Genomic DNA, 11,005 nt, shown 5'->3' on the forward strand with positions numbered 1-11,005 from the left:
CGGTGTGGGGGCGGGTGCTGCGGGTGCCTTGGGCTCGACCGCGGCGGGGCGGGGCGCCGCCGCCGGTGCGGCTGCGACCACGGCGGCGCCGGTGCCGGAGGTCGGGAAGATCTGCTTGATCAGCGACAGCTTGGGCGGCGCGGGCTTGCGGTTGTTGTCCAGCTGCAAGGCCTTGGCATAGGCGTCGCCGGCCATGCGGGCGTACAGATCGCCCAGGTTCTCATGGGCGGTGGCGTAGCTGGGGTTGGTGCGGATGGCCTGTTCCAGCACCTGGGCGGCCTTGCGGTCCTCGCCCTTGGCGGCGTGCAGCACGGCCAGGTTGTTGTAGGGCTCGGGCAGCTGGGGGTGGTCGCGTGTCAGGGCCGTGAAGACCTGGATGGCCTGGTCGTACTTCTGCTGTTCGGCCGCGATCACGCCCTGCAAAAAGCGCAGCTGCACATCCTGGGGGCTTTGCTTGAGCAGGGTCTGCACGCGCTGTGCAGCATCGTTGATCTTGCCTTGGTCGACCAGCTGTTGCACCTCGGCGGCGGGCGCGGTGGCCGCCTGGGCCAGCGGCGCGGCTGCGGCCATAACACACATCAAACTGGCGGCTGTTACAGGTCGTATCCACCGTCCTGGCTGGAGCATGGGGGCAGCGCGAAGCCAGGAAAGCACGGGCGGAAGAGACATAGAAGCACTTTCTCTGCGGAACAAAGAGGGGGAGTGGATAAAGCCCGCGCATTTTCGCCTGTAAGCGCTTGGCTGACAAAGCGGGAGATTTTAGGGGGAATCGACCGTCTGACTGCGTGCCGGGGTTGTCGCGAAGGACGGAATGGAGCCCCAATTCAGGGGGGTTGGAGAATTGTTGCCAAATATTGCAGTGCCAGGGCCGTGGTCTGGGCCCGCACGGCCGCGCGGTCACCGGGGAAGTGGTGCACGCGGCTGTGCACCTGGCCCTGCACGCACCAGGCCAGCCAGACCGTGCCGACGGGCTTGTCGGCACTGCCCCCGCTGGGGCCGGCCACGCCGCTGACGGCGACGCTGACCTGGGCCTGGGAGCGCACCACCGCGCCGTGCGCCATGGCGCGCACCACGGCCTCGCTGACGGCGCCGTGCGCAGTGATCAGGGCGGCAGGCACGCCCAGCATTTCGGTCTTGGCGGCGTTGGAGTAGGTCACGAAGCCGCGGTCGAACCACAGACTGGAACCCGCCAGGTCCGTGCAGGCGGCGGCGATCTGGCCGCCGGTGCAGCTTTCGGCGGTGGCCATCAGCCAGCCGCGCTGCTGCAGGGCCGCCGCCAGCTGGCGCACGGTGGGGGCAAGGTCGGGCGCGGCCGTCATGGGCGGCCTCAGCCGAACAGGTGGCGCCACACCGCCAGCACCAGCAGGGTGCAGAAGGCCGCCACCAGGTCGTCCAGCAGGATGCCCCAGCCGCCGCGCGGGCCGAAGCCCTTGCACAGGCGGTCGGCCCAGCGCACGGGGCCGGGTTTGGCGGCATCGAAGAAACGGAACAGCGCAAACGCGCTCAGCTGGCCCCAGAAGCCCATGGGCATGGCCAGCCACAGCACGATCCACATGGCAATCACTTCGTCCCAGACGATGTGGCCAGGATCGGCCACGCGCAGGTGGCGGGCGGTGACGGTGCAGGCCCACCAGCCGACGGGCAGGCTGGCGGCGATCAGCCAGCCGATCTGTGCGGGTGTCAGCCACAGCTGCAGCACCAGGAACGCCAGCCAGGCCCACAGGGTGCCGACGGTGCCAGGCGCCACGCGGCTGAGGCCCGAGCCGAAGCCCAGGGCGATCAGGTGGGCCGGGTGTTGCAGCAGGAAGCGCACGCTGGGGCGTGGGGGCGCGCTGGCCGGTGCGGCGGACGCGCCGGCCCCGGGGTGTGCGGTGAAGCGCTTGGGCTGCACGTCGGTGATGGGTTCCATGGAACGATTGTAGAAGTCGCGCCGGGGGGGCGCTGGTGGGTGCGGTGTCAGGCGAAATGGTCGAAGGCCGCGAAGCGCAGCGGCAGCTGCTGGCCGCCGGGGGCGATGACGCGCACACCGCGCTGGGCCTCGATGCGGCCGATGCAGGTGACGGGCGTGGCGCTCTGTTGGGCCGCCTCGCGCACGGCGGTCTGGGCGCTGGCGGGGGCGGTGAAGCACAGCTCGTAGTCGTCGCCGCCGGCCAGGGTGCAGGCGTCGATGCGGGTGGTGGCCAGGGCCGCCATCAGCGGGTGGCGGCGCGCATGCAGCAGGCCGCGCGTGATGTTGGCGTCGATGCAGGCGCCCACGCCGCTGGCGTCCAGGATGTGGCCCAGGTCGCCCAGCAGGCCGTCGCTCACGTCCAGGCAGCTGCTGGCAATGCCGCGCAGCGCCTGGCCCAGGGCCACGCGCGGGGTGGGTTGCTCCAGCCGCTGGCGCGCCTGGGCCAGCACGGCGGGGGGCAGGGCGTGCTGGCGCAGCAGGGCGTCCAGCGCCAGGCGTGCGTCGCCCAGGGTGCCGCTGACCCAGATGTCGTCACCGACCTGGGCGCCGCTGCGCAGCAGGGCCTGGCCGGTGGGCACTTCGCCAAAGACGGTGATGCACAGGTTCAGCGGGCCCTGCGTGGTGTCGCCACCGACGAGTTCGCAGTCGTGCTGCGCGGCCAGGGCGAACAGGCCGTCGCTGAAGGCCTGGCACCAGGCGGCATCGGCGCGCGGCAGCGACAGCGCCAGGGTGAAGGCCAGGGGCCGGGCGCCGCAGGCGGCCAGGTCGCTGAGGTTCACGGCCAGGGCCTTGTGGCCCAGCAGCTGGGGATTCACGTCCGCAAAGAAGTGGCGCCCTTCGACCAGCATGTCGCTGGACACGGCCAGCTGCATGCCGGGCGCGGGCGCCAGCAGCGCGCAGTCGTCGCCCACGCCCAGGGGCGAGCGGCGCACCGGGCGCTGGAAGAATTTGCGGATCAGTTCGAATTCGCCCATGATAAAAAAGTAGCGGTTTGCGCTTGTCATTCAAGCGTTTCAAACACATTTTGGTTTGAAAGCATTGTTTGACAAGCGCATGCAGCTATGTTTTTGGGGTTGCCCCCGGTGTTCCCTAAATGGCTTCGCCCCGGAACCGGCGCGAGGCCTGGCGCGTCACCTCGCCCAGCAGCTGTTCCCGGGCCTGGCGTTCGCGCAGCCAACGTGCGTCATTGTGGCTGTTGGCGACGTCGCTGCGCAATGTCTGCAGCGCCGGGGCCGCACCGTGGCGTGCCGCCTGGGGCGTGATCTGGTCGATGGTCTGCAGGATGTGCTCGGACAGCGGCATGTGCTGGCCCGTGGCCGGGTCGACGTAGACCGCGTCCAGCCCGAAGCGGCAGGCCTGGAAGCGGTTGTAGGTGTAGACCAGGTAGTCGTCTTCGGCCGGGGTGAAGGGCTGGGTCTCCAGGAACCAGGCCGCCAGCGATTGCACGTAGCCCGCCAGGGCGGCGGCGCGCTCGATGGTCAGCGGCGTGTCGAACACGCGGATCTCGATGGTGCCGAACTCGGGTTTGGGACGGATGTCCCAGTAGAAGTCCTTCATGCTCTTGACCACGCCGGTGGCGGTCATCTTGTCGAAGTACTGCTCGAACTCCTTCCAGGTGAGCACGCAGGGCGCGCGCCCGGACAGGGGGAAGGCGAACACCGAGTTCAGCCGCGCCGAGTCAAACGCCGTGTCCTGCCCCTGCACGTAGGGGCTGGAGGCCGACAGCGCGATGAAGTGCGGGATGTAGCGGCTCATGCGGTGCAGCATCAGCAGCGCGGCATCGGCATCGGGGCAGCCGATGTGGATGTGCTGGCCGAAGATGGTGAACTGCTTGGTCAGGTAGCCGTACAGCGCCGACAGCTCGTGGAAGCGCGCCTTGTCGTAGATGCGCTGCTGGTGCCACAGCTGGAAGGGGTGGGTGCCGCCGCCGACCACGGCGATGTTGAGCTTGTCGGCACTCTTGACCAGCGCGTCGCGGATGGGGGTGAGCTGGCTCAGCACCTCGGCCGCACTGCGGCAGATGCCGGTCGAGACCTCGATCATGCTGCTGGTCATCTCGGGCACCACGCTGCCGGGCAGGGCGTGCTTGTCCATCAGGCGCAGCATGTCGGTGGCGTAGGGCGCTAGGTCGTAGTCGTGGGTGTTGACCAGCTGCAGCTCCAGCTCCACCCCCAGGGTCAGGGGCTCGGACTGCTGAAAGGCTTCCAAAGGCATGTTCAGGCTCCGTCTTGGGTGGGGGGCAGGGGCGTCTGCGCCTTGTGCGAGGTTTCCCCGGCGCGGCGCAGGGCCAGCGTGGCCAGGATGGCGCCCAGCAGCTCCAGCAGCAGGATGGCGGGCAGGGCCGTGGCCGAGATGGCCTGGGCTTGCTCGGGCGCGGCCTGGGCGAACTGCGAGGTAATCAGCAGCGCCACGGCCGACATCGGCGCCATGGCGCACGACACCCAGACCGCCTGGCGCCAACTGGCACCGCTGCTGATGTTGCCCAGGCCCACGCCCACGGCCTTGGCCAGCAGGCGGGCCACCACCAGGGCCAGCACGGCCAGGGCCACGGCCCCGCTCCACGAGGCCTGGGCGGCCACGGTGGAGACCAGCACGAACATCAGCAGGGTCAGCAGCGACGAGGCCGTGCCCAGCTGGCGCGGCCAGGCCCAGGGGCGCTGGTGCAGTTGCTTGAGCAGCATGCCGCCCAGCAGCGCCGCCAGCGGGGCCGAGCCGCCCAGGTGCGCGGCAATCGCGGTGGCCGCCGCGATCAGCGCCAGCATCAGGATGGAGGTGTTCTCGCTGGTCGGACTCATCAGCTGCAGCGCCAGGCGCATCGCCAGGCACAGCAGGGCGGCGACCGCCACCGACACGCCCAGCACCACCAGCACGGGCGTGATGTCCTGCCACAGCGAGGCCGAGGGGCGGGCGAAGATTTCGGCCTTGGCGCTGCCCAGGGTCAGCGCATACAGCGTGGACAGCGTGGCCAGGGCGATGGCCCGGTCGGTCACGGGGCCGGCCGCGCGCGTGTCGTTGACCACGCGCGTCAGCACCACGGGCGAGGCGGCCATGGCGATCAGCGCCAGCGGCGTGGCCGTGGTGGGCGGCAGCTGCAGCCAGACCAGGGCGTAGAACACGGCGAAGTAGGTCAGCGCCGCTTCCAGCAGGCTTTGCACCAGCACCATGGGGTTGTGGCGGAACCAGCGCAGGGTGATGCGGCCCCCGCATTCGAACAGGATGATGGACACCCCCAGCTCCAGGGCGAACAGCGCCGGGCCTTGCAGCGGCCAGCTGGTGGCGCTGAAGCCCAGCAGGCCGGCCAGGGTGCCGACCACGGCATACCCCAGCACCTTGGGCATTTGCAGATGGCGCTGGAACACATAACCAACCAGCGCGGCCAGCGCCAGCAGCAGCGACCATTGCAGGGCGTCGAGGCCTGCAGAGGGCTTGAGCCACTGGGCCCAAAAGGTGGGATCTGGGGTCATACCTTCATCCTTATCGTGGTCTCCTCGTCAGGGGCTGAGCCCGGCGGGCTGCCCGCTCTGGGCCGGTGGGCTCAGGGCTTGAAAAAACTCAGGGGGCGGGTGCGCAGGCGGTGGCGGATGGCCGCGTAGATGCGCGAGCGCTCCACCCCGGTGACGTTCTGCGCGCGCAAGGCCATGCGGAACGCCAGGTAGAAACTTACCAGCACATTGAGGGCGCCGTTGAAGGGCAACATCGCCACGGCCCACCAGAAAGCGTCGTCATGCACGATCTCCCAGCCGAAGGTGGCACCGGCCACGCCCAGCTGCCCCGAGGACAGGGTGACGTGGCGCACCTCCAGGCCCAGGCCGAAGAAGCCGGCGATCGCCGGGGTCAGGCCCAGCATCAGTCCCAGGGAGATGTTGGCCGCAAAGCCGGAGATGTTGCGGCGCCAGAAATCGCCCCAGCGCTTGGCACGCGGTGCGCCCAGCAGGCGGGTGATGCGCGGGTTGTAGCGCATGGCCGAGTCCATGCGGCGCAGCACGAACCAGTTTTCCGCCCAGCCGGCGATCAGGCTGCTGACGAACAGCAGCACGCCGGTGAAGGCCGCAAACAGCAGCGAGGGGCCCAGCAGGCTCAGCGAGTCCAGCACCTGGGTGGCGTGCACCACGTCCAGCGGCGGGTGGCCCAGCGCCTGGCTGAACAGCCAGGCCAGGCCCAGCGCGGCCGGGAACACGACCAGCACATTGCCCAGAATGGCCGCCACCTGGCTGCGTGTGAGGTTGGCCACCTCGTCCACAAAGGTCTCGATGGCCCCGTCCTCGTTGATGTTCTTGAGCTTGGAGGCCATGGCCGGTGCCGTCATCGCCGGCTGCTTGGTGGCCACCGTGAAGTGCAGCAGCTGGATCAGCACGAAGCTGATGGCGTAGTTGAGGCCGGCCCAGAACCCGCCCCAGAAGGCGGAAAACGCCAGTGCGGCCAGGCCGAACTTGACCAGGGTGGTCACGGACATGACCAGGCCACCGCCGGCCGCGCGGCGCAGCATCTGCAGGTATTCCCGGCTGTTGCGGGTGATGTAGTGCTCGCCGGTTTCCGCGCTGCGCTCGGTGACCTTGGCCGCCAGCAGCGAGGAGTTGGTGGACAGCAGCGAGCGCAGGCTGCGCCGCTCGCGCCCGACGCTGACGAAGCCCGCCAGCAGGCGCATGGCATCCTGCTCGGTGTGCGCGCTGGTCAGGCAGTCCAGCAGCTGGCGGATGCGCACGATGCGCGTGCGCAGCTGGCGCACGCGGAACACCAGGCCGACGGAGATGCCTTCATCGCCGAAGTGCTGGTAGACGGTGCCGATGGCCGCGCGGCAGGCATCCAGGCGTTCGCGCAGGCGTTTCTCGGCCTCTTCCAGCCGGTCGGTGGTGCGCAGGCCGTGCAGCACCTCGATGCGCAGGCTCTCCACATCGCGGATCAGGTCGTGGAAGGGGCGCTGCTCGCGCGCCTCCTCGCTCATGCGCAGGCGCAGCTCGGGCGCAAAGCCGTTGGCCAGGATCTGGCCCGCGCAGTAGGTGATGGCATTCAGCAGCGCGTGCTGCCAGAAGCTGGCGCCCTGGCTGTCGGCCGGGGCCAGCAGCGCGGCCAGGCGCTGCAGCAGCGGCTCGGGCAGGGCGATCAGCCAGCGGGCGTCGAACTCGCTGGGCAGGGCGATGGAAAACAGCTCGGAGGCATCGATGGTCTCCGGCGTGCCGGGCAGCAGCTTGTGGCGCAGGCGCTCCGACACCTCGGTGATCATGGCCGTGCGCGGCGCAAAGCCGAAGTCGGCCAGCAAGGTGGTGATGTCCACGCGGTCGATGAACGCCAGCCACCAGGCCTGCAGGCGCTGGCGCAGATCGGCATCGGCCTCGATCGCCGCCACCAGCGACTCCACGCGACCCAGCGCCACCTCGACCGAGGGTTCGGCGGCCCGGACCCACTCCAGCACATGGATCAGCCACAGGTGGCGTTCCGCCAGCTCGGCGTGGGGGTCAAGTTCTGCCAGCAGGCGTGGGAGGTCGTGGGTGGGATGGGGCATTCAGTGCAGGGTGCGAGAGGGGGGAGACGGGATATCCGCGCCCGTGGCCGACGGGTCGATATCCAGCACGAACAGCGCGATCGGGGTGTCGAAAGTTTCCCCGGCTTCGGTGACACACAGGTAGCGGCCCTGCATGGTGCCGCTGGGGGTGCGCAGCTCGCAGCTGCTGCTGTAGCGGAACGACTCCCCGGGCTGCAGCATCGGCTGGCGGCCGACCACGCCCAGGCCGTGGACTTCCTGCTGCGCGCCCTGGGCGTCGGTGATCAGCCAGTGGCGCGCAATCAGCTGCGCGGCGCCCTCGCCGGTGTTGGTGACCGTGATGGTGTAGGCGAAGCGAAACAGGCCTTGCTGGGGCATGGACTGCTCCGGCTCGTACTGGGCCTGGGCCTCGACGTGAAACTCGTACATGGGCATGTGGCAATGGTAACTGCGACAATTGGCGGCCATGAACCCCACGTACCGCATCGCCCCTTCCATCCTGTCCGCCGACTTTGCCCGTCTGGGTGAAGAAGTGCGCAATGTCATTGCCGCAGGCGCCGACTGGATCCACTTCGACGTCATGGACAACCACTACGTGCCCAACCTCACGTTTGGCCCCATGATCTGTGAGGCTTTGAAGCCCCATGCCGTGACGCCCGATGGCCGCCCCGTGCCCATCGACGTGCACCTGATGGTGCAGCCCGTGGATGAGCTGGCCAGCGCCTTCGCCAAGGCAGGTGCGGACTACATCAGCTTCCACCCCGATGCCTCGGCCCACGTGCACCGCAGCATCCAGAACATCAAGTCGCACGGCGCCAAGGCCGGCCTGACCTTCAACCCCGCCATGCCCCTGGACGTGCTTGACTGGGTGATCGAGGACCTGGACCTGATCCTGCTGATGAGCGTCAACCCCGGCTTCGGCGGCCAGAGCTTCATCGACAGCACGCTGCGCAAGATCGAAGCCGTGCGCAAGCGCATCGATGCCAGCGGCAAGGACATCCGCCTGGAAGTGGACGGCGGCATCAAGGAAGGCAACATCCGCGCCGTGGCGAATGCCGGTGCCGACACCTTCGTGGCCGGCAGCGCCATCTTCGGCAAGCCCGACTACCAGGCCGTGATCGACCAGATGCGCGCCAACCTGGCCGCGTAAGCCGGTTTTTCGCCCCCAAGGCCTGCCATTGCAGGCCTTTTTAATTGCTCCGTGTTTTTGGCAGTTTGCGCCCATCTGGCAAGCGCAGGCAGCTATCGAATTGTGAAGAGGACGACATGTCTGTGCAAGTGACTGTGGGCGCCCAGGCGCTGCACCTGGAAGTGGACGCCGCCATCGTGGACCTGGACGGCACCATGGTGGACACGATTGGCGACTTTGCCGAGGCCATCGCGCGCATGCTGGCCGACCTGCAGCTGCCGGCGCTGGACGCCGCCCTGATCGAGCACATGGTGGGCAAGGGCACGGAGCACCTGCTGCGCAGCGTGCTGGCCCATGTGCTGGCGCAGGCCGGCCATCCCCAGGCGGCACGGCCGGAGGCCGTGGCCCGCCTGTTGCCCACGGCGCTGGCCCGCTACGAGCAGCATTACCTGGCCATCAACGGCCAGCACTCGGCGCTGTACGCCGGGGTGCTGGAAGGCCTGCAGGCGCTGCGGGCCGGCGGCCTGCGCCTGGCCTGCGTGACCAACAAGCCCCTGGCCTTCACCCGGTCGCTGCTGGCGGCCAAGGGCCTGCAGGGCCTGTTCGAGCAGGTGTTCGGCGGGGATTCCTTCGCCACCAAGAAGCCCGATCCGCTGCCCCTGCTCAAGACCTGCGAGGCCCTGGGCACGACGCCGGCGCGCACCCTGATGCTGGGCGATTCCAGCAACGACGCCCAGGCCGCCCGCGCTGCGGGGTGCCCGGTGGTGCTGGTGACCTATGGCTACAACCATGGGCAATCCGTGGAAGCGGTGGGTGCTGATGCGCTGATTGACAGCATCGCGCAGCTTCGTGTGGTCTAAAAACGGAAATTGCCGTTATTTGTCCTTTGTAGTGCTTGTGGTTAGGATGCCAAGCTTTGCCCGCTTGACAAGCAGATAACCCAATGCGCTGCAGGGAGGAGCTCTTCGCCCTGGCGTTTCGTGTGACAGGGAGGACTCCACACCATGCAAGGTTTGCACCTGACGGCCGATTTGTACCAATGCGCGTGCGACGACGCGCTGATGCTGGATGCGCAGGCGATCGCCGCCCTGTGCCGAAGGCAGACGGAGGACGCCGGCCTGACCCGGGTGGATGACCGCTGGGTCCAGTTCCCGGCCTGGCAGGGCCAGCCCGGGGGCGTGACCGGCACGGTGCTGCTGGCCGAGTCGCACCTGGCCATCCACACCTGGCCGGAAACCGGCAACGTCACCATCGACGTCTATGTGTGCAATTTCTCGGCCGACAACTCGGGCAAGGCGCAGGCGCTGATGGATGGCGTCGTCGCAGCGTATGCCCCACGGAACGCCGTGCGCCAGCAGCTGTGGCGTGGCGATATCGCCACCGATGGCGTGGGCCAGTACCCCTGGGTGATGGAGCAGCTGAGTCCCGATGCGGCCTTCGGCTTTCGCGCCGACAACGTGCAGCGCCGCCAGACCCCCTACCAGACGCTGGAGATGATGGACACGGCGCACTTTGGCCGTGTCATGCGCCTGGACAACTGCTTCATGACCAGCGAGCGGGACGAGTTTTTCTACCACGAGTGCATGGCCCACCCGGCGGCCATCGCCCACCCGGCGCCACGGCAGGCGCTGATCCTGGGGGGCGGCGATGGCGGTCTGGCGGAGGAACTGCTCAAGCACAACACCCTGGAGCGCGTGGTGCTGGCCGAGCTGGACGAGGCCGTCATCCGCGCCAGCCAGGCCGAGCTGCAGGCCGTGCACCGGAATGTCTGGAGCGACCCGCGCCTGCAGGTGCGCATCGGCGATGGCATGGCCCTGATCGCAACGACGACCGAGCGCTTTGACCTGCTGGTGCTGGACCTGACAGACCCCGACACCCCGGCGGGCTCGCTATACGCGCCGCCGGCGCTGCAGCGCATGCGGCAGGTGCTGGCACCGGGCGGGGCACTGGTGCTGCACCTGGGCAGCCCGGTGTTCCATCCGCAGCAGGTGCAGCGCCTGGTGCGCCGCCTGCGCGGGGTGTTCCCGCAGGTGCGTTGCTATGGCGTGTATGTGCCGCTGTACGGCGCCTACTGGGGCATGGTCGTGTGTTCCGACACGCTGGATGCCACGGCCCCCACGGCGGCGCAGGTGCGCGAACGCCTGCAGGCGCGCGGTGTGGGCGATTTGCAGTACTACAACCCCGAGGTGCATGGCGCGCTGTTCGCCCTGCCCAACTACTACGCCCAGCTGGTGGCGCCCGCGTAAATTGCGCTTGCCGCCCACCGTGGCGGAGGTGGGCGGCCCCACGGTGTGGAGCCGCACCCTGGGCGCTTAGAAACTTTCCCAGTCGGCGTTGTCGGTGGTGGACGTGGTCGGTGGCGCACTGCGTAGCAGGGCCGGGCGGGTGGCCGCTGCAGTGGACCCTGCACCTGCGGCAGTTGCAGGGACGGGGCGGGGTGCTGGCA

The 11,005-nt window shown here is 68.8% G+C and carries 11 protein-coding genes; 3 read left to right on the forward strand and 8 right to left on the reverse strand.

What is annotated here, in order from left to right:
• The 8 genes from FYM52_RS18105 to apaG form a co-directional block, all read right to left on the reverse strand.
• The coding region (locus FYM52_RS18105; RefSeq protein WP_255446847.1) for a M48 family metallopeptidase at positions 1-669 on the reverse strand (669 nt) is incomplete at its 3' end.
• Between the two features lie 155 nt (positions 670-824).
• Entirely contained in the window at positions 825-1,319 is a 495-nt protein-coding gene (locus FYM52_RS18110; RefSeq protein ID WP_154165097.1) for a CinA family protein, read from the reverse strand.
• An 8-nt stretch (positions 1,320-1,327) separates the two neighbouring features.
• Entirely contained in the window at positions 1,328-1,909 is a 582-nt protein-coding gene (locus FYM52_RS18115) for a phosphatidylglycerophosphatase A (RefSeq protein ID WP_154165098.1), read from the reverse strand.
• 47 nt (positions 1,910-1,956) lie between these two features.
• Positions 1,957-2,925 (reverse strand): thiamine-phosphate kinase, encoded by a 969-nt coding sequence (thiL, locus tag FYM52_RS18120; RefSeq protein ID WP_154165104.1) that lies wholly within the window; start codon positions 2,923-2,925, stop codon positions 1,957-1,959.
• A gap of 115 nt (positions 2,926-3,040) precedes the next feature.
• Positions 3,041-4,165, reverse strand: a complete 1,125-nt coding sequence (locus FYM52_RS18125; protein WP_154165099.1) for a YbdK family carboxylate-amine ligase — start codon at positions 4,163-4,165, stop codon at positions 3,041-3,043.
• Positions 4,166-4,167: 2 nt separating this feature from the next.
• Entirely contained in the window at positions 4,168-5,415 is a 1,248-nt protein-coding gene (locus tag FYM52_RS18130) for a cation:proton antiporter (protein WP_154165100.1), read from the reverse strand.
• A 71-nt stretch (positions 5,416-5,486) separates the two neighbouring features.
• Positions 5,487-7,451 (reverse strand): site-specific recombinase, encoded by a 1,965-nt coding sequence (locus FYM52_RS18135; protein ID WP_154165101.1) that lies wholly within the window; start codon positions 7,449-7,451, stop codon positions 5,487-5,489.
• A complete protein-coding gene (apaG, locus tag FYM52_RS18140) occupies positions 7,452-7,865 on the reverse strand; it encodes a Co2+/Mg2+ efflux protein ApaG (RefSeq protein ID WP_043383781.1) in 414 nt (137 codons plus the stop codon).
• Positions 7,866-7,896: 31 nt separating this feature from the next.
• On the opposite strand from apaG, the gene rpe reads away from it, so the two are divergent.
• The 3 genes from rpe (at position 7,897) to speE (ending at position 10,805) form a co-directional block, all read left to right on the forward strand.
• Entirely contained in the window at positions 7,897-8,580 is a 684-nt protein-coding gene (rpe, locus tag FYM52_RS18145; protein WP_042417560.1) for a ribulose-phosphate 3-epimerase, read from the forward strand.
• A 116-nt stretch (positions 8,581-8,696) separates the two neighbouring features.
• Positions 8,697-9,419 (forward strand): phosphoglycolate phosphatase, encoded by a 723-nt coding sequence (gene gph, locus FYM52_RS18150; RefSeq protein WP_154165102.1) that lies wholly within the window; start codon positions 8,697-8,699, stop codon positions 9,417-9,419.
• A 144-nt stretch (positions 9,420-9,563) separates the two neighbouring features.
• Positions 9,564-10,805 (forward strand): polyamine aminopropyltransferase, encoded by a 1,242-nt coding sequence (speE, locus tag FYM52_RS18155; protein ID WP_154165103.1) that lies wholly within the window; start codon positions 9,564-9,566, stop codon positions 10,803-10,805.
• The last annotated feature ends 200 nt before the right edge of the window (positions 10,806-11,005 follow it).

Source organism: Comamonas sp. CAH-2 (assembly GCF_009668305.1).
GTDB lineage: Bacteria > Pseudomonadota > Gammaproteobacteria > Burkholderiales > Burkholderiaceae_C > Comamonas > Comamonas aquatica.

Coding starts and splice junctions, on each gene's coding strand:
- FYM52_RS18110 (WP_154165097.1), bottom strand. CDS start 1,319: ATGACGGCCGCGCCCGACCTTGCCCCCACCGTGCGCCAGCTGGCGGCG.
- FYM52_RS18115 (WP_154165098.1), bottom strand. CDS start 1,909: ATGGAACCCATCACCGACGTGCAGCCCAAGCGCTTCACCGCACACCCC.
- thiL (WP_154165104.1), bottom strand. CDS start 2,925: ATGGGCGAATTCGAACTGATCCGCAAATTCTTCCAGCGCCCGGTGCGC.
- FYM52_RS18125 (WP_154165099.1), bottom strand. CDS start 4,165: ATGCCTTTGGAAGCCTTTCAGCAGTCCGAGCCCCTGACCCTGGGGGTG.
- FYM52_RS18130 (WP_154165100.1), bottom strand. CDS start 5,415: ATGACCCCAGATCCCACCTTTTGGGCCCAGTGGCTCAAGCCCTCTGCA.
- FYM52_RS18135 (WP_154165101.1), bottom strand. CDS start 7,451: ATGCCCCATCCCACCCACGACCTCCCACGCCTGCTGGCAGAACTTGAC.
- apaG (WP_043383781.1), bottom strand. CDS start 7,865: ATGCCCATGTACGAGTTTCACGTCGAGGCCCAGGCCCAGTACGAGCCG.
- rpe (WP_042417560.1), top strand. CDS start 7,897: ATGAACCCCACGTACCGCATCGCCCCTTCCATCCTGTCCGCCGACTTT.
- gph (WP_154165102.1), top strand. CDS start 8,697: ATGTCTGTGCAAGTGACTGTGGGCGCCCAGGCGCTGCACCTGGAAGTG.
- speE (WP_154165103.1), top strand. CDS start 9,564: ATGCAAGGTTTGCACCTGACGGCCGATTTGTACCAATGCGCGTGCGAC.